Annotated in this window: 19 protein-coding genes; 7 read left to right on the forward strand and 12 right to left on the reverse strand. The window is 66.7% G+C overall.

What is annotated here, in order from left to right; genetic code table 11:
* Window positions 1–24 precede the first annotated feature (24 nt).
* The 3 genes from ACFC25_RS02830 (at window position 25) to ACFC25_RS02840 (ending at window position 1,822) form a co-directional block, all read left to right on the forward strand.
* On the forward strand, window positions 25–459 hold the full coding sequence (locus tag ACFC25_RS02830; RefSeq protein ID WP_376043915.1) for a hypothetical protein: 435 nt from the start codon (window positions 25–27) through the stop codon (window positions 457–459).
* A 60-nt stretch (window positions 460–519) separates the two neighbouring features.
* Window positions 520–1,119, forward strand: a complete 600-nt coding sequence (locus tag ACFC25_RS02835) for a hypothetical protein (protein ID WP_337345993.1) — start codon at window positions 520–522, stop codon at window positions 1,117–1,119.
* A 97-nt stretch (window positions 1,120–1,216) separates the two neighbouring features.
* Entirely contained in the window at window positions 1,217–1,822 is a 606-nt protein-coding gene (locus ACFC25_RS02840; RefSeq protein WP_376043917.1) for a hypothetical protein, read from the forward strand.
* A 50-nt stretch (window positions 1,823–1,872) separates the two neighbouring features.
* On the opposite strand, the gene ACFC25_RS02845 is transcribed toward ACFC25_RS02840, so the two are convergent.
* Both ACFC25_RS02845 and ACFC25_RS02850 read right to left on the reverse strand, forming a co-directional pair.
* Entirely contained in the window at window positions 1,873–2,766 is an 894-nt protein-coding gene (locus ACFC25_RS02845; RefSeq protein ID WP_337345991.1) for a rhodanese-related sulfurtransferase, read from the reverse strand.
* A gap of 44 nt (window positions 2,767–2,810) precedes the next feature.
* A complete protein-coding gene (locus tag ACFC25_RS02850; protein ID WP_376043919.1) occupies window positions 2,811–3,278 on the reverse strand; it encodes a hypothetical protein in 468 nt (155 codons plus the stop codon).
* 95 nt (window positions 3,279–3,373) lie between these two features.
* Between ACFC25_RS02850 and ACFC25_RS02855 the strand changes: the two genes are divergently transcribed.
* Window positions 3,374–4,066, forward strand: a complete 693-nt coding sequence (locus ACFC25_RS02855) for a GNAT family N-acetyltransferase (protein ID WP_337351558.1) — start codon at window positions 3,374–3,376, stop codon at window positions 4,064–4,066.
* Window positions 4,067–4,094: 28 nt separating this feature from the next.
* Entirely contained in the window at window positions 4,095–6,458 is a 2,364-nt protein-coding gene (locus tag ACFC25_RS02860) for a DEAD/DEAH box helicase (protein ID WP_376043921.1), read from the forward strand.
* 170 nt (window positions 6,459–6,628) lie between these two features.
* Here ACFC25_RS02860 and ACFC25_RS02865 read toward each other — a convergent pair whose 3' ends face one another.
* The 7 genes from ACFC25_RS02865 to ssd form a co-directional block, all read right to left on the reverse strand.
* Complete coding sequence (locus ACFC25_RS02865) at window positions 6,629–6,988, reverse strand: Rv3654c family TadE-like protein (protein WP_376043922.1); 360 nt, start codon at window positions 6,986–6,988, stop codon at window positions 6,629–6,631.
* Entirely contained in the window at window positions 6,985–7,710 is a 726-nt protein-coding gene (locus ACFC25_RS02870) for a TadE family type IV pilus minor pilin (protein ID WP_376043924.1), read from the reverse strand. Before ACFC25_RS02870 ends, ACFC25_RS02865 begins: the two co-directional genes overlap by 4 nt.
* A complete protein-coding gene (locus tag ACFC25_RS02875) occupies window positions 7,707–8,045 on the reverse strand; it encodes a DUF4244 domain-containing protein (RefSeq protein WP_376043926.1) in 339 nt (112 codons plus the stop codon). Before ACFC25_RS02875 ends, ACFC25_RS02870 begins: the two co-directional genes overlap by 4 nt.
* 254 nt (window positions 8,046–8,299) lie before the next feature.
* Window positions 8,300–8,977, reverse strand: coding sequence for a type II secretion system F family protein (locus ACFC25_RS02880; RefSeq protein WP_376043928.1), 678 nt, complete (start codon window positions 8,975–8,977; stop codon window positions 8,300–8,302).
* On the reverse strand, window positions 8,974–9,831 hold the full coding sequence (locus ACFC25_RS02885) for a type II secretion system F family protein (RefSeq protein WP_376043930.1): 858 nt from the start codon (window positions 9,829–9,831) through the stop codon (window positions 8,974–8,976). Before ACFC25_RS02885 ends, ACFC25_RS02880 begins: the two co-directional genes overlap by 4 nt.
* Window positions 9,828–11,111: a TadA family conjugal transfer-associated ATPase gene (locus tag ACFC25_RS02890; protein ID WP_376043932.1), complete on the reverse strand. Its 1,284-nt coding sequence runs from the start codon at window positions 11,109–11,111 to the stop codon at window positions 9,828–9,830. Before ACFC25_RS02890 ends, ACFC25_RS02885 begins: the two co-directional genes overlap by 4 nt.
* A complete protein-coding gene (gene ssd, locus ACFC25_RS02895; protein WP_376043934.1) occupies window positions 11,108–12,310 on the reverse strand; it encodes a septum site-determining protein Ssd in 1,203 nt (400 codons plus the stop codon). The genes ACFC25_RS02890 and ssd overlap by 4 nt, the downstream gene beginning before the upstream one ends.
* 151 nt (window positions 12,311–12,461) lie before the next feature.
* On the opposite strand from ssd, the gene ACFC25_RS02900 reads away from it, so the two are divergent.
* Together ACFC25_RS02900 and ACFC25_RS02905 are read left to right on the forward strand one after the other, a co-directional pair.
* Complete coding sequence (locus ACFC25_RS02900; protein ID WP_376043936.1) at window positions 12,462–14,180, forward strand: bifunctional 3'-5' exonuclease/DNA polymerase; 1,719 nt, start codon at window positions 12,462–12,464, stop codon at window positions 14,178–14,180.
* Window positions 14,181–14,389: 209 nt separating this feature from the next.
* Entirely contained in the window at window positions 14,390–14,584 is a 195-nt protein-coding gene (locus tag ACFC25_RS02905) for a DUF1508 domain-containing protein (protein WP_337345980.1), read from the forward strand.
* 31 nt (window positions 14,585–14,615) lie between these two features.
* Here the strand turns inward: ACFC25_RS02905 and ACFC25_RS02910 are convergent, their stop codons facing one another.
* The 3 genes from ACFC25_RS02910 to ACFC25_RS02920 all read right to left on the reverse strand — a co-directional run bounded on the left by ACFC25_RS02910 (window position 14,616) and on the right by ACFC25_RS02920 (window position 17,529).
* Entirely contained in the window at window positions 14,616–15,293 is a 678-nt protein-coding gene (locus tag ACFC25_RS02910; RefSeq protein ID WP_337345979.1) for a CoA pyrophosphatase, read from the reverse strand.
* Entirely contained in the window at window positions 15,290–16,057 is a 768-nt protein-coding gene (nth, locus tag ACFC25_RS02915; protein ID WP_337346276.1) for an endonuclease III, read from the reverse strand. Before nth ends, ACFC25_RS02910 begins: the two co-directional genes overlap by 4 nt.
* Before the next feature lie 107 nt (window positions 16,058–16,164).
* The gene (locus ACFC25_RS02920) at window positions 16,165–17,529 is read right to left on the reverse strand and encodes a hypothetical protein (RefSeq protein ID WP_337345978.1); all 1,365 of its coding nucleotides are present in this window, start codon (window positions 17,527–17,529) and stop codon (window positions 16,165–16,167) included.
* Between the last annotated feature and the right edge of the window lie 160 nt (window positions 17,530–17,689).

Consider the following 17,689-nt stretch of genomic DNA (forward strand, 5'->3'; position numbering starts at 1 on the left):
CGGCCCGCCGGGTAAGTTGGAGGTATGGCTGTTCTTCCTCCATCCTTTCCGCGTGCCCTTTCCGCGGCCGCCGCCGCCGTCGTGCTGGGCGCTTCCGGCTGCGCTCAGCAGCTTTCGGTGGAGAACGCGGATGTGCCGGCCTGGAAGGCCACTGCCCTCCCGTCGGCCAGCCGCGTTGTGGCTGAGGAGGCCGGAAAGATCCTCAACGCCCAGCCGGTGGACCGTACCGAGAAAGTTCCTGCCGGCAGTTACACCCTGACGCTGGTCTGCGAGGGCGGCGGCAAGGCCTTCCTCGCGGTGCGGTCCGGGGGCAAGGAACTGGCCGACCTCGGAGCGGCCTGTTACGGCACGCGGGAGTCCGTGAAGCTCACCCTTGCCCAAGACGGTCCGTTGGAACTGAGCGCCTCAAGCGTTGACGCACCTCTGCTCTACGCCTACCAGCTGGTGTCCGCCGGCTAGTTTTGGGGAGCTGGCGTCCGTGTGACTTGCGGCGGCCGCGTGCATCAGTAGGCTCGGGCCATGGCACTTCTTGGGGGAACGTCCGTTGGTAACAGATCCACGTTGCGGCGAGGTAAGGCGCAAGGGCCCGCCCTGCGGGGCGTCAACGTGGCCATGGGAGCGCTGTTGGCCATGGCCATGCTGGGCGGGTGCGAGTACGCCGGTACTGACCCCCTGCCGGAGGCCAGCTCATCTGCGGCGCCGTCCGTTCCTCCGCTGACAGGCATCAGCGAGGAGGAAGCCGCACGCCAGTCGGAGCTGATGGCGGAAGTTGATGCCCTCATGGGTCCCCAACCAGACACGCATTTCTTTGGCTTTGCAGGTGGGATGCGGGGAGGATCCGGCATCAGCAGCATGGGCCTTGTGCCGGACGCTGGCAATTACCCGGTCCACGCCGCCTGTGTGGAAGGGCCGGGGGCTACACTTACCATCCGCCAGGACGGGGCGGTGCTCCTCACGCAGACCCTGGAATGCGGAACGCCCTACAACGCCGTGGTTCAGCTCCAGGCCGGCGAGGTTTCGGCGGCACTTGAGCCGATTGGCGACGGCCTCGTTGGCGGCGCCGCCCGATTGGAGGCTCCCCTGGAACGTAAACTGTCCCCAGGCGTGCCGCGGAACTGACGTCCAGGACCCGGCTGGGCACCGCCGCCGCAGCTTGTCCCGGTTTGGCCCGATGGGGCCTCTGGCTTACCGGTTGGGCTGGGCCTAGAGTCAGAGTATGCCCGCGATGCAGGGGGCGCTGCCTCGCCAAAATGCGGAATCTCTTCCGGGCCCCAACCCGCCCCGGAAGGCGCCACTGCGCACCCGGGCGAGGGCCGCCGTCGTGCTGTGGGCTTCAGCCGCTCTGATGGCGGCCGCTTCACTGACCGGCTGCGAATACACCTACGACGAAGGCTGGCGGCCGCCCGATTCCGTCCCCGCTCCGGCCATCACGGACCAGAGCTTCCCAAGGGATCCGCTGCGCAATGAACCGGTCACCGAAGCCGAACTGGAGGACTGGGTGGAGGAGGAACTTCCCTACACCGAGCGGCCGGTAGTCCACACGGATTTCGGCATCCTCACCGGAGGCGAAATCAAGTCCGATACTGCGGCCGGGCTGCCTGCCGGAACGTATGCCCTGGCATTGGTGTGCCGGAGCCAACGGCGGGTTACCTTTACCGTCCGCAGCGACGAGTTCACCCTGGTGGAGCTCAGCCTGCGCTGCGGTTCCACCCGGGAGAACGTGATCTACCTGTCCAAGGATTCAGCCCTCAGTTTCCGGGTCGAGCCCAGGTCACTGGCCAACTATGCGTATCGGCTGACCCGGCTTGGCGCTCCGGGCTGAGCATGTTCGGGCGGTGCAGCTTCAGGCAGTGCAGCTTCAGGCAGTGAGTTTCAGGCAGTGCAGCCCTCGGGGCAGCGGAGCGTCTCCGGGCTGGCGGCACATTCGGCGCAATACAGGGTCAGTGTGCGGCAGCTCGGGTTGGAGCAGTTCTCGAACTTGCTGGTGGGGGCGGCGCAGCGGACGCATTCACCGATGGTCTTGGCGTCCTCGCTGAACTCCAGGTGCATGCGCTTGTCGAAGACGTAAAGCGAGCCTTCCCAGAGGCCCTGGTCCTTGAACGTTTCGCCATAGCGGACGATGCCGCCGTCGAGCTGGTACACCTCTTTGAAGCCGCGGTTCACCATCAGGCTGGAGAGCACCTCGCACCGGATGCCGCCGGTGCAGTAAGTGACCACTGGCTTGTCCTTAAGTTCGTCATACTTGCCGGAGTCGAGTTCCTTGATGAAGTCGTGGGTGGTTGCTACGTCAGGAACAATCGCGTCCTTGAAACGGCCAATCTGGGCTTCGAAGGCGTTCCGGCCATCGAAGAACACGACGTCGTCCCCTGCCTGCTTCCTGGCTTCGACAAGTTCGTGCAGTTCCTCCGGCTTTAGGTGGGTGCCGCCGCCCACCACGCCCTTTTCATCCACTTTTAGCTCGCCGGGGGCGCCGAAGGAGACGATCTCGTCCCTGACCTTCACGCTCAGGCGGGGGAAATCGTCCGCACCGCCGTCGGACCACTTAACGTCGATGTCGTGGAAGCCTTTGTACTCGCGGGTGGTCTTCACATACTGCTTGACCGCGCCGATCTCGCCACCCACGGTGGCGTTGATGCCGTCTTTGGAGATCAGGATGCGTCCGGTCAGCCCCAGCTTCTCGCAGAGGGCGCGCTGCCAGAGCCGCACTGCGTCCGGATCAGCGAGCGGGGTAAAGCCATAAAAGAGCACAATTCGGTTCAAAGCCACGTATTTAAGGGTACTGGCTTCACCGCGCCAGGCCGTTCCGGCGCTTAGGGGTTGCCTTGCCGGGCTGCCAATGCGGCATCACGCCTGTTCAGTGCGGTTTCGGCCACCCGGTAACACAGAACGACGACGCCGAAGCTCACCGCGGTTGCCGACGCAGAGACGGCGAAGGTGTGGGCGCCGCTGCTGGCTGCGACGGCTGCGGCCCCGCCTCCCACAAGATACGGCACCAGGAAGAGGGCCAGCGCCGCCAGCAGTCCGCCCAGTCCTGGCCGTTCCACGCCTTCCGGATCCTGGCGGGATCCCAGGAAGTCCACGGGCCGCTTCAGTTTCCGGTGGATAAGGGCGCCAGCGACCAGCGGCATGATCCCGCAGGCAAGCCAGGCCCAGTAGCTGAGGACGGTGGCTGCTTCCCAGTACCGGGCGCTCCCCACAATTGCGATGGTCGCGCCGATGCACACGAGCACGGACAGTGGCAGCCTTGACGAGGTGGGGTGGTCATTTTCCGGCAGCATCCGGTCAGTGTTGTCTCATCACAATTGCATAAGCAAGTCATATCGGGGTACTGCACCCCCTGTTACTTGTGACAGCGCTGGAATACTCTCATCACATGAGTCCGGACGCCTTGGTTGAAGACATCACACACCTTCTTGAAGTCTGGGTTGCCGGCTGGGCCGGCTGCCGGGGCTACCAGACTGCCACCGAAGGGAGGTTTCCTGCGGCCCTGAGAAAAGACACCACCGGGGACTGGGAATACTTCGCCCACGATCCGTCGGACGATGAGTTTGCGGCTTTGGTGGCCAAGACGGTCGAAGCTCCGGCGAGGATCCTGACCGTCCTGACGAACGACGTCGCGCGCTACACAAACCTGGCGCAAAAACACGGCCTGAACGTGACCTCCGACTCCCAAACCATGATGATCGTGGACATGGAGACCCAGGACGCCGAGGATCCCTGGCTCTCAGATGACGATCTCTCCCTGTCAACGTCCGAACTGGATCGGGTGCACCACGCCGTGGTCCGTTCCGGTGAGAGGGTCGCCGCCAGCGGCAGGGTATTCGTAGTGGGCGACACCGCGGTTTTCGACAAGATCGTGACCGAACCGGCCTTCCAGCGGCGCGGCCTGGGCAGCTTCATCATGAAGGCGCTGGCGGCGCAGGCGTTCGAGCATGACGTGGAGAATGGCCTGCTGCTCGCCTCGCGTGACGGGCAGAAACTGTATTCGCACTTGGGCTGGTCCAACGTGTGCCGGGTCCTGATGCTGTCCAGGTCGAATGAAGGGGCTGACTTGTCGGTCGGGTAATTTTTCCCCGAGTGACAGAATGTTGTGGGTGATCCCCCATGACTCCCTGATTCCCTTACTGGGCCGCGGCCCAGACCCGGAACAGCTGCGTCATGTCCGTACGATTCCTGCCCGGAAGGCTGTCCATGCGCCGTGGCCGGACTGGGCTCATCAGGACTTGGTGGCAGCTTATGGCTCCTTGGGGATTCATGAACCATACCGGCACCAGGTTGAGGCCGCCGACCTTGCCCATGGCGGCGAACACGTTGTTATAGCCACCGGCACAGCCTCCGGGAAATCGCTGGCGTACCAGCTGCCGGCACTGGATGCCATCCACCGCTCCGAACTCCGGGTCCTGTCCGAGCCCGGAAAAATCCACGACGACGGCGCCGTGACGCTCTACCTCTCCCCCACCAAGGCCCTGGCGGCCGACCAATTGGCTGCCATCCGCTCCCTGAAGCTGCCCACCGTCAGGGCTGAAACCTATGACGGCGACACCGACCCCGCGTCCCGCCGCTGGATCCGTGACCATGCGAACGTGATTCTCGCGAACCCGGACATGCTCCACTTCGGGATCCTGCCCAACCATGCCTGGTGGGCAAGCTTCTTCCGGCGGCTGCGGTACGTGATCGTCGACGAAGCCCACAGTTACCGGGGCGTGTTCGGCTCCCACGTGGCCAACCTGATGCGGAGGTTGCGCCGAGTTTGTGCGTACTACGGTGCTGGAACCTCCCAGCCCGAGCCTGTGTTTATCGCCGCTTCCGCCACCGCGTCGGAGCCGGGGACGTCCTTTGGGCGGTTGATCGGGGCCCCGGTCCGAGCCGTCGACCAGGACTGTTCCCCGCACGGCGCCACCACCGTGGCATTCTGGGAGCCGGCGCTGACGGAACTCAAGGGTGAGAACGGCGCCAGGGAGCGCCGGACCGCTGTTGCCGAAACGGCGGACCTGCTGGCAAACCTCGTCTCGGCACGGATCCGGACCATCGCCTTCATCAAGTCCCGGCGTGGTGCGGAGACCATCTCCTCGATCACGAAACGCCTCCTGGACGAGGTGGACCCCAGCCTGCCGCAGCGTGTGGCGGCGTACCGCTCCGGCTACCTGCCCGAAGAACGGCGTGCCCTGGAGAAGGCCCTCCGGTCCGGAGAACTCCTGGGAGTCTCGAGCACCTCCGCGCTGGAGCTCGGGATCGACATTTCGGGACTGGATGCGGTGCTGGTGGCGGGCTGGCCGGGCACCAGGGCCTCCCTGTTCCAGCAGATCGGCCGGGCTGGCCGCGCGGGCCAGGACGCCATTGCCGCTTTTGTGGCAAGCGACGACCCGCTGGACACCTACCTGGTGAACCATCCCGAGGCAATTTTTGATGTTTCGGTTGAAGCCACGGTTTTCGATCCTTCCAATCCTTACGTGTTGGGGCCGCACCTGTGCGCTGCGGCGGCGGAGCTGCCACTGGGTGTGTCCGAGCTAGGCCTCTTCGGCGGCACGGCGGAGAAACTGCTGGGTCAGCTAGTGACCCAGGGCTACCTGCGGCGCCGGCCCGCAGGCTGGTTCTGGACGCACTCGCAAAGCGCCGCCGCCATGGTGAACCTCCGAGCCGATGGTGGCGGCCCAGTTAGCATTGTCGACGCGGACACCGGCTCCCTTCTGGGAACGATGGACTCCCCGCAAACGCACTACCAAGCACACACCGGGGCCGTGTACGTCCATCAGGGTGACAGTTACGTGGTGGAGGACCTGAACGAGGATGAGCACTGCGTGATTGTCCGGCGGGCAAATCCCGATTACTACACAACCGCCCGTGACGTGACCCAAATCGAAGTGCTGGAGACGCTGCGCACGGCTCAATGGGGCGACGTGGCCGTGCACTTCGGCGATGTGAAAGTGACAACGCAGGTGGTCTCCTTCCAGCGGAAAGCACTGATCTCGAATGAAATCCTGGGTGAGGAGCCCCTGGAGCTGGGAGCCCGGGACCTGTTCACCAAGGCCGTCTGGTTCGTTGTGGACAACCGGTCCCTGACCGGTGCCGGGCTCATCGAGGCGCAGTTCCCTGGCGCCCTTCACGCTGCCGAACACGCCGCCATCGGGCTCCTGCCGCTGGTGGCTTCCAGCGACCGCTGGGATATCGGCGGGGTTTCCACTGCCATCCACGCCGACACCGGCGTGCCCACCATTTTTGTGTATGACGGGCACCCCGGCGGTGCAGGGTTCGCCGAACGCGGCTTCGACAAGGCCAAGGTGTGGCTCGCCGCTACCCGGGACGCCATCGAAGCCTGCGAATGCGAGGCCGGCTGCCCGTCGTGCGTGCAGTCTCCCAAATGCGGGAACAAGAATAATCCGCTGGACAAGACGGCTGCAATCACTCTCATCGATGTCCTGCTCAAGGACGCCAGCGAGTCGCTTTCCCTCCCCGTGTAGCCCTTCTCGCCGGAGCCCTTCGCCGTGGAGCGCCCAACCGCCGGGCTCTCAAGGGCGTGAGCTTTCGGGGCGTGAGCTTTCGGGGTTGTGAGCTTTCGGGGTTGTGAGCTTTCGGGATCGTGAGCTTTCGGGGCTGTGAGTACTCCAAGCGTTGGGTCCTCCCGGCAGTTCTAGGGCGGCGGCCCCGCCCTCGCGCGGCCGGTGGCCGTCCCGAGCATGGTCCTTGCGATGAGTTCGGTCCTCACTTCGATGGTCTGGCCTGCGCCTTCGCTGCAGCTGACCACTCTGGCGGCGTTCCGGCTGGCCACTTGCTCGGCCACTACGCACGGCTCCCCCACCATGAGGCCGCGGAGGGCGTCGGCCGCGGCCAAAGCGGCAAGGTCCGCCGCTGCTGCGGCCCTGCTGGCCATCACCGCGGACTGGGCCAGCAATAGCGCCAATGCCATGGCCATGATCACTACCAGCGCCAGCCCGGCTGCCAGGACCGTTCCGGATCCGCGCTCAGGCTGGTCCAGGAAGCTCCTGCTCATGCCATATCCGCCAACCAACGCGGCTTGTGCCAGAGGGGCCTTGGCCTGTCAGGGGCCCGTGGAGGCGGCCCTGGTGCGATCGCCTCCCCTGCAGGCCGCCCAAGTGCGATCGCCTCCCCTGCAGGCCGCCCAAGTGTGATCGCCTCCCCTGCAGGCCGCCCAAGTGCGATCGCCTCCCGTAAAGTCGACCCTCCTGAGATCACATCCCCCGTAAGCGGCGGCCCAGATGCGATCACGTCCCGTGAAGTCGACCCTCCCGCAATCGCCTCCCGAATAGTCCCGCCCCTTGCAGCCGGACCAGGCGTATCCGACCCACGGGAGCCAGTCGTTTCGTTCCGAGCCGAAGCACCGGCAGTTAATGTCCACGGCACCATTGATCCCAGCGGTCCAGCCACTCTGTCGGCGACGGTGACGCTGACCCATTCGCCGTCGGCAACAATGGCCGCTGTGGCCGAAGCCCCGGCCAGCCGCCTCACGATCGCTTCGGCCGCTGCCGGACTTTCGCCGCGGGCGAGTGCCCTGGCGCCGGCAAGCGCTGCCTCTTCAAGCCGCAGTTGGGTGGCCCCCGCGGCTGCACCCGCCAGTAGGAGCGCCAAGAGCAGCAGCACAGCCGGGAGCGCTACGGCAAATTCCGCAGTCACTGCACCCCGGGAGTCCGCCGGGCCAGGGAGGCAGCAGCCGAACGAAGGATCGGGCCGGAACCGGGGCCGCACGCCGGTCATGGCAAGGCCAGCGCCGTACGGATAAGGTTCAGCAAGAAGCCCCGCACTTCGTCACTCCGCAGGATGAACACCAGCAGACCGGCGAATCCCACGGCTGCGAGTGTGGCGATGGCGTACTCGGCGGTAGCCATGCCCGCGTCCGATCCGAGGTGGCGCATGCGGCCGCGGCGGTATCCCCTGCCCCTCCCGGCACCCGGGAAAAGCTCAACGACGTTGCTGGTCACTTCGGCCCCGGTACCCGGCTCCTGTGCCGCGGTCCCCGCCTCGACAGTGATTTCGTCGGCCGAGACCCTGTGTTCCGTGGCATCAACGGCAGAGCTTTGGTTCATCAACATGGTGTTTTTCCCTTCAGGTTGTCCGGCCCGGTTGCCGGCACTTCCGACTCTTCCGGGCCGGGACGGCGCCGGTAAGGGACCGGCTGCCCTAAGTGGATAAGCAAGAGAATGTCCCTGTTGTGGAGGAAAGGTTCCGACATGCCGCCACCAGGCCGGGAGCACAATGAGTGACGGTTCAAAAAGACGATCGTCCGGCGGGATAGGACGAAGCCCTGGTCGGGGCAGGAGGGTGCGACGGCGGGAAGGCTGAGCGGTCAGGAGGGCACCAGTGCGAGGAGGACTGGAACAACTCCAAGGCAGATGAAAGCGGGCAGGGAGCACAGGCCGAGGGGAATGACCAGCTTCACGCCGAGCGACGCCGCGCGTTTCTCTGCGGCGCGGAAGCGCTCACGCCGGATCCTTGCCGCCTGGGCATAGAGGATGGCCGAGGACGGAGCGCCTGTCAGTGCGGCGAATCCCAGTGCATCCCGCATTTCCAGGATCTCCGGCAGGTGGGCTTGCGAACTGCGCCAGGCCGTTCCCCAGTCCGCCCCAATGGCCAGTGCGGAGACGACAGGCTGTAGTGAAAGGCGGTACGCCGGGGAAGCTGCTGCGGCGACGAGTTCCAGTGAACGTCCCACTCCGGAGCCCGCGCCAAGCATGGCGGCCACCAGTTCCAGCATCATGGCAGTATCCCGCAAGCCATCGCTGCTGCCAACGGAGCTGAAGGAGCCTTCCCGGGGCCTGCCGCCTCCCGTCATTCCACCCGAATTACCGCCGTTCTCGATGCGTTCACTTCCCCGTCCGTCCAAAGCCGCCGGGCGCGGTCCCGCTCCAGCCACCGGGCCGAGGCTCCTGAGCCGTTTCCCAGCACGCCCCGGCCCGGCGAATGCAAGGACCGCCGCGACGGCCAGGCATCCCAGCACCACAGCGGCCGGCAAAAAATCGGTCATGACACGCCCGCTCCGGCGGCCGCCCGGACCAGCCTGGCGGACCAGATCCGGCCGGTGACGGTAAGGACCAGTCCGGCCGCCAAGGAGGCCAGGCCCAGAGGTGTCCCTACCAGAATGGCCACCGGGTCCACTCCCAAGGCGATGCCCAGCCCAAGTCCCATCAGTGGAAGCCAGGTCAACAGGCTCACCGTTGCCTTGGGACCGGCCAGGGCCGTCTGGCGGGCCGCTTCGGCGTCGTCCTCAACCTCCAGCTGGGCGGCAAACCGCGTCAGCACGTCAGCGAGCGGGCAACCACTGGCCTCAGCCATGTCAAAGCATGCGGCGAGCTGGACCCAAATTTGTGGCTCCCTGCCTCCTGCGCGCCCAAAGGCCACGGGGACAGCACTCCTGATGGCGTCTGACACGGGCGCGCCGCGCAAGGCGGCTGCGCGTGCCGTACCGAGCACGGCAACGGAGCATGGGTTGAGGCCGGGGCCCGGACAAGCACCCGCTTCATTGCCACCAAGACTGGCAGGATCCGACTGCGCCGAGTACAGGGACCACAGCTCGTCCCAGAGCCGCGCCGGGACCCTGCCGCCTGTGAGCAGCGCCGCCAACTGTTGAACCAGAAGGGTCAACGAGATACTGCCCGGCGTCTTGCTTTTCCGACGCATGAGCCCTGCCAGCGCACCGCGGCCGGCGTAAAAATCGCTTGCTGACCTTCCACGGCTGCGGAGACTGAACACAACTGCGCCACTCGCAGCCCCGCCGGATGCGCGGCCTACGGCACGGTGGAACCGGGCTGCTGCAGTCCGGGCCGGCCGCAGGAACAGCCACACAGCCAGGAAGAGGCAGCCGGCAAGGAGGGCAGTCACGCCGGGGTTCCGGTGAGGGGTTCATCCAGCCCTAGCCGGCTGGCCAACAGGCGCCACGCCGGGCCCGGAGTGGCTTCTCCGCGACGTATCTCCAGGGCGGGAAGGACGGCTAGGACGCCCTGGTTCTCTGCCATCAGGCCGATGCACGCCACCCGACGGCCCCGGGGCGGCCTGTCCACGTGGATGACAACGTCGAGGGCGCTGGATGCCTGAAGCCGTACCGCATCCTGCCCCAGCCCGGCCAGCGCCCCCAGTGCAGTCAGGCGGGCAGGGACGGCTGTAGCTGTGTTCGCGTGAATTGTTCCACCGCCACCGGAGTGGCCGGTGTTCATCGCCGTCAGCAGTTCCCGCACTTCGGCGCCGCGGCATTCGCCCACCACCAGCCTGTCGGGCCGCATCCGTAGCGCCTGGCGGACCAGCTCGCCCAGGTCCACTTCCCCGCCGCCTTCGAGGTTTCCGTGTCGGGACTCCAGGGAAACAATGTGAGGGTGTACGGGGTTCAGCTCTGAGGCGTCCTCGATCAGGACCATGCGCTCGTGTGGGGAGCACAGGCCGAGCATTGTGGACAGCAGCGTGGTCTTGCCTGAGCCGGTGGCGCCGCTGATGAGGAAGCTCAGCCGGTGCTCCACCACGCGTTCCAGTACTTCCTGGACGGTCTCGTCGAACATGCCACCGGACCGCAACTCGTCCATGGTGAACACCTGCTCCCGCCGGATGCGGACGCTCAACAGGGTGCCCGCTGTGGAGATCGGCGGGAGGACCGCGTGGACGCGGTAGCCGCCGTCGAGCCTGACGTCCACACAGGGCGAGCCGTCGTCAAGGCGCCGCCCACCGGCCGCGACCAGCCTGGACGCCAATGCCCGCACCTGGCCCTCACTGGCGAAGGCCACAGCAGAGCGTTCCAGCCCGTTTCCCCGGTCCAGCCACACGGAGTCGGGTGCGTTGACGAAAATATCCGTCACTGCCGGATCCCGGGTGAGCTCCTGAAGCGGGCCCAGGCCGTTGAGCTCGGCGCTGATCCGTTCCGCGGCGGCGAGGGCGCCTGCCGTTCCCAGCATTTTCCCGGTGGCCTGGACAGCTGCGGCCACCCGCGAAGCCGTCAACGGCCCCGACTCCGCCATCACTGATTCGCGGACCGACTCCAGAAGGCCTGAGTCCAGTCCCCGGGAGCCGCCGGCCCGTGAATCACGGACGCGTGCCTGGCGCCGGGCGCCCGCCGGTGCTGCGGCGGATGCTCTGGACCCAGCGGACGCAGCAGAAAAGGAGGACGGCCCGCTCACGCCAAACCGCCTGCTGCGAGTTCGCCGTCGAGCAGGTCCAGGACAGCGGCAGCAAAGTGCCTCACGCTGCGGCGTTTGCCCAGCTCAAGGAGGCGTCCGCTCTCTGATGCGCCCGTGACGCCACGGAGGTCAGGGACCCGGCCGTGGACGGGCAGCCCGACGGCATCGGAGATCAGTGCACTGTCCAGGGCCGCGCCGGGCTTTCCGCGGACCAGGAGGGCAGCCTCCACGGGCGGAAGCTCCTGAAGCAGGCGGGCTGAAGCCACCGCAGCCTTCAGCTGGGCAGGGAGCACCACCAGGATCCGGTCGCAGTCCCAGGCGAAGGTGTGCAACGGCTCGGCGCCGCGGCCGATGTCCACCACCACCAGCTCGTAGCCGCGCCGGGCGGCATCGAGAACTCCGCCGGTGGCTGCGGCGTCCACAGGCGCGGGACGGTCCCGGCTCCCGGGCCAGGACAGGAAGGAGAAACCACCTGTTACGGGGAGGGAATCCGCCAGCTGACCCGGATCGATGCTGCCGCTTGCCTCGGACAAGTCCGGCCAGCGGAGTCCCGGCAGTTCCTCGGCGGCCAGTGCCAGCTCAAGGCCGCCGCCCCACGGGTCACCGTCCACCAGAAGCACGCGAACGCCCATTCCGGCGGCCGCCTGGGCGATCCAGATGGCTGCTGTGGTTGCCCCCGCCCCGCCGCATCCGCCGGTGACGCCGAGCACCAGGCCTCCGGCCTGCGGCGAACGCGACCTGCTGAGGTACTCGGCCAGCCAAGCCGCGGCATCGGGCAGGACGGCTACACGTTCCGCGCCGAGGGCCGCCGCCAGGTGCCACAGGCTGTCGCCTTCCCCGTTAAGGCCCACCAACACGGCGGGAGCCCGGCGCCTGGGCGGCAGTTCGCGGACATCGCTGCCGACGAGTACGGCAGAGGAGGAATCCCAGTACCTGGCCGCCTCTACGACACCGGCCACCACCCTCAGCCGGGCGCCTGCAGCCGCGACGATGCGCTCTACCTCACCTTGCAGAAAGTCGAATCCAGTCACGAGCAGAACCTCCGCAGCCTCCTCCGGCAGCCATGCGCCCGGATCGGGGCCGCGGGCAGGGGCCGCGTGGCCGTCCGGCCCAGCCCGCTCCCCCGCTGCCTTGCGCCGTGCGGCCGTGACGGCAGTGGCCGAACCTGACGGTGGCGGTGTTTGCTGATGCCTGCTCATAGGGCAACTCTCATGGGCCGCGCGCAAAACCGTAACCAGTGATCGGCCCTATGTGGACAAACGCGCGCGGCCGACTCCTGTGGAGGACAACCGCGGACGGTAACAGGACACCCGGCAAAAGGGCAGCCCCGAGACAGGGCAGAATTGTCGTATGTACCTGCTGCTCGCCGCCCACCCCCAAGGCGCAGCCCTCCAGGAACTCACCCAGGCTGGAGACCCTCACCCCAACACCCCGGAACCGCGCGTGATCGGCACGGCCGAGCTCGCCGCCGTCGTACGCCACCTCGAAAGCCGGCCGAACGGCGGTCCGCCGCCGCGTTGGATCTGGCACCGCACCCAGGACTGGTACCCCGCCCTGTTGGCGTCCGGCGTCGAGCTGGACCGCTGTTACGACCTCAGTCTTTGTGGCAACATCCTCGCCTGTTCCGAGTTCACGGCGCACACGGGCTACGCCCAAAACGCCGAAAAAATCACGCTGGATGAGGACCCTCAGCCTCCCCGGGCCCTCCAGCCGCCCGCACCGCCCGCAGAGCAGGGCGCGTTGTTCGAAGACCTGGGCCACGGCGCAGCGCCCAGGCACACAGCCGAAGAACTCCGGGCCGAATACGCCGCCCAGCAGGCAGCCCTGGCGGCCGCAACCCCCGGCGAGAACCGCCCCAAACGGCTCCAGCTCCTCCTCGCTGCCGAATCCGCCGCCGCGATGATCGCCGCCGAAATGCAGCATGCCGGCGTCCCTTGGCGGGAGGACCTGCACGAGAATATCCTCACCGATTACTTGGGGCCGCGCCCGCCATCCGGCCACCGTCCGGCCAAGCTCGAAGCCCTCAACACCGAGCTGCGGGGCCTGCTCAGCGCACCCGGGCTGAATCCGGATTCGCCGCAGGAACTGATGCGTGCCCTGCACCGTAACGGCATCGAAGTCAAGAGCACACGGCAGTGGGAGCTGAAGGAATCCAGCCACCCCGCCATTGAACCGCTGCTGGCCTACAAGAAGCTCTCCCGCCTGCACACGGCTAACGGTTGGACCTGGCTGGACGCATGGGTGGACAAGGGGCGGTTCCGGCCCGAGTACGTAGTGGGCGGGGTTGTCTCGGGCCGCTGGGCATCGCGCGGCGGCGGGGCGCTCCAGATTCCGCGGCAGATCCGTGGCGCGGTGCATGCCGATCCGGGCTACAAGCTCATTGTGGCGGATGCTTCCCAGCTGGAGCCCCGCGTCCTGGTCGCACTGGCCCAGGATGCCAAAATGGCCGAGGCTGCGCGGGACAAGGACCTGTACGCCGGCATCGCCGCCCAAGGATTCGGCGGTGACCGTGCAAAAGCCAAGGTGGCCCTCCTCGGCGCCATCTACGGTGCCACCACGGGCGAATCCGGGCGGCTGATGCCCCAGCTGGCGAAGACCTACCCGCGCGCCGTGGGCTTCGTGGAACAGGCGGCGCGGGACGGTGAAGCCGGCGGGACGGTCACCACCAGGCTGGGCCGCAGCAGTCCGCCACCGTCACGGCAGTGGTTTCAGAGCCAGCAATCCAGCACGGCCGAGGAACAGCGCAGCGCCGAATCGATCGCGCGCTCCCGCGGCCGGTTCACCCGGAACTTCGTGGTGCAGGGATCGGCGGCGGACTGGGCAGCCTGCTGGCTCGCGGAATTACGACGGCGGCTGCGAGCCATGCGCGCGGAAGGTTTCGGACACGCGGAGCTGGTGTTCTTCCTGCACGACGAGGTGATGGTCCATGCGCCTGAAGCTCAGGTCAACGCGTGCATCGCGGCAATTGAAGACGCGGCCAGCGCCGCCAAGGAGCTTTTGTTCGGGTCCATCCCGGTGGAGTTCCCGGTCAGCGTGGCCGTGGTGGACTCGTACGACAACGCCAAATAGGCCGCCCCGCAGGATTCCGGCACCCTAGCGGTCCGGTGGCGTCCTCCTCCAGTCACAGGCCATAGAACCGTCACAGGGCGCCCAGCGAAGTAACCTACCCGGGAGTAGTTGGCCGACCCCATGTGAGCCGCGTTACAGTCAATTAACGGGCTCAAGCAGGCGGGTCAAGCAACACATGCAAAGATGCATACCCAGGGGAGGTCCGGCACATGGCGGGCAGATTCGAAATACACCGCGTGGGTGACGAGGCCTACAGGCTCCGTCTCACCGACGCTGACGGCAACATTGTGGCGGTTTCGCCGAATTTCAGGCACGTTGGAGCATTGCTCGAGGGCATCAAGGCCGTCCGCGAGAATGCAGCTACCGGAATCGTGGTGGATCTCCGGCAGCAGCCCCAGTCTTAATGGAACTGACCGGCGGCAAGGGTGGCGCCGGTCAGATCATGATGTTGTGCAGGCGGGACTGGTCCCAAGGGACGGCCCAGCCCAACTGCTCAAAGAGCCCGTTGAGCACAATGCCTGTGAAGCCCCACACCACCACTCCGTTGACGGTAAAGGCCGGGCTATTGAACGTGCGCCCGGCGCGGCTGACGGTGGACATGACCCGGTTGTCCGGGTCCAGCAGGTCCCGGACCGGGATCCGGAAAACCTGTGCGGATTCCCCGTAGTCCACCACCCGCACCGGCGATGGCGAGGCCCACCAGGCCAGCACCGGCGTCACGAGGAAGTTGCTCCGTGCCAGCCCGAGCTCCTGCAGCGTGCCAAGGACTTCCACCCCTCCGGAGTCCAAGCCGGTTTCTTCCTCCGCTTCGCGCAGCGCCGCCTCCACCGGCGTTTCCCCCGGATCGATACTGCCACCTGGAAACGCGACCTGGCCGGGGTGCGACTCCAGGGTGTGTGCGCGTTCCAGCAGCAGGACGTCGAGGTCGGCCGGGGCGAGTGGCTTGCCGGACGATGCGGGGACGGTGTCCAAAACACCGAAGAGCATCAGTACGGCCGCCCTGCGCGCAATGCGTTCGTCCACAGTCAGCGCGGCCCAGAGGGCATCGGGTTCGGGGGCGTTGCCTGCTTCGGTCCGCTGTACGAGGTCGATCAGGTCCTCACGTGCGCTCACGGAACCCGTTTCTGTGATTCCATCCGGATTTCCGCGGCGCGGTGCGTCTCAGCCAGCAACTGGGCCAGCAGCTGTTCGCTGCCGGGAGCAAGCTCGTATTTCAGCAGTTTGGCGGCTTTGGCGGGATCGGTCTCGCCCAGGCCGTAGCTGGGGCACCAGTTGGCCACCGGGCAGGCCCCGCAGGCCGGCTTCCGCGAATGGCAGACCCGCCGCCCGTGGAAGACCACGCGGTGCGAGAGCATAGTCCAGTCCCTGGGTTCGAACAGCTCGCCGACGTCGAATTCGATCTGGACAGGATCCTCGGAGCCGGTCCAGCCAAAGCGGCGTGCCAGGCGTCCGAAGTGCGTGTCCACAGTGATGCCTGGGACGCCAAAGGCATTGCCCAGCACCACGTTCGCCGTCTTGCGGCCCACCCCCGGGAGGGTCACAAGGTCCTCAAGCCTGGACGGCACCACACCGTTGTATTCATCCACCAGGCGGGTGCCCAGCGCAATCAGGCTCCGGGTTTTTGCCCGGAAGAACCCGGTGGGTTTGATGATTTCTTCCATGACGGCCGGGTCTGCCTCGGCCATTGCGCGGGCGTCGGGGTACTTGGCGAACAGCACCGGGGTGATCTGGTTGACGGTGACGTCGGTGGTCTGCGCGGACAGGACAGTGGCCACAAGCAGCTCAAAGGGGCTCCGGAAATCGAGCTCCGCGTGAGCGTAGGGGTACTTCTCAGCCAGAGCCTTGTTGATGCGCCGCGCGCGGCGCTTCAGGGCCAGGAGGGACTCGTTCGAGACCTTGGGTCCGGACGCCGCCGCCGTTGGCCCCGGCGCAGCCCCCCGGGCCGCGCCGTTCCTTGAAGTACGTGAAGTGGCCACCGGGCCGGCTAACCGCGCTCGATGTTGCTCAGGTCGCGCAACACGCCCACGCGGCCGTCGGTGTGCTGGACCAGGAACTCGTGGCCCCGATCCTCGAGTGCCAGGACCCAGCCGCCCGGCTCAATGACGAAGGCGGGGGCACCGGTCCGGGGATCAACGGCCGTCCGGTGCTGTGCGACGGCGAACCAGAAGGCCTCGTGGACGGGGTGCTCCTCGGATTCCTCGGGGCGGCTTGCCGGATCCACCGTGGCGCCAATGGGCTCTTCCTTGCGAACCTGCGGGTGGACGGCCGTGGCTGGAATGGGATCGGACGCCTGGCGGGCCGGCGTGACCGCCGGGGTATCGTTCCCGTGGGCCTCGTCTGCTGCGGCAACCACTGCGGGAGGTACGACGTCGGCTGCCTGGGTTGGGGGCCCAAAGTCACCTTCTGAAGGCCATTCGGATACCTCGGGGGCCGACGAGACGGCTGCCGTGTCGGCGGCGCGGGACTGCACAGGCTGTGCTTTCTGCGCGGGCGCCGGCACCTGCTGTGCTGGCTGCGCCTCCTGCGGGGACGGCTGTACAGGCGCGTACGGCGAGGTTCCCGGCGTCGTCACCGTCTGGGGTCCTGTGTGTCCAATGGAACTGGAAACAACCGAAGAACCGGCTGCAGCAGCCGGACCCGTGGAAAATCCTGTTGCACCAGTGGCAGCACCGGGAACAGCGGCATGATCCTTGTCCGGTGAAGCGCCTGACACGGGCTTAGCTTCCTCCGGGGCAGTGGGTTCCTTCGGGGCCTTGGGCGTGCGCGGTTTAGGCAGCGGAACGGCAGACTCGCGGGCCACCACGTGGGCCGGGACCTCCTGACGCCCTTCGAAGTCGCTGGCGAAGTACGGAATGAACCTGCCCAGCACGGTGGCCGCAAACAGGACGACGGAGCCGATCAGTCCTGCCAGCAGGGCGGGGTGGTAGTCGCTGGCTACGGACAGGAAGAAGAACGCAACCGAGAAGGACGCCACCACGGACGCGAACTGGTCGACGGACAGCGATCCGATCCGGACCTTCGTGGCGGGCGCAAGCCTGCGGGCCGCAAAGAGTGCGCTGACGATCAGCGGCAGGACGATTCCCAGCCCGAGGAAGAACAGGTTACCCACGTTCCAGAGATTGAACCTGGTGAGGAAGACCGGCAGCAGGGAGGTGACAAAAAGAATGAGGGTGGCGGCGAAGACGGTGAGGTCACGGACTGTGAAGTGCCCCAGAACTGCCTGGTGCCGGGAGCTGGCCTTCCCGATGGCTGGCTCCGGCTGGCCTTTCCCCGCGCTGCTCCCGGACGAGCCGTCAGGTCCGGCCGCTGTTGCACGGCCGGTTGTCTGGCCGAAGCTCTGCTGGTTCATTCTGTTCTCCTTAGCGTGGCGGCACGGGACCTTGCGGTCCCACAAACCGTGCCGTCTGAAACGGTGTTGCCGGCCGGGTCACCCGCAACGCTGTTACCCGGCCGGACGGTTCCGTCGAAAGTCACAATTCAATCTCAGCCTAGCCAACAGCCTTGGCGAT

The sequence above is a fragment of the Pseudarthrobacter sp. NPDC055928 genome (assembly GCF_042270935.1).
Classification (GTDB): Bacteria; Actinomycetota; Actinomycetes; order Actinomycetales; family Micrococcaceae; genus Arthrobacter.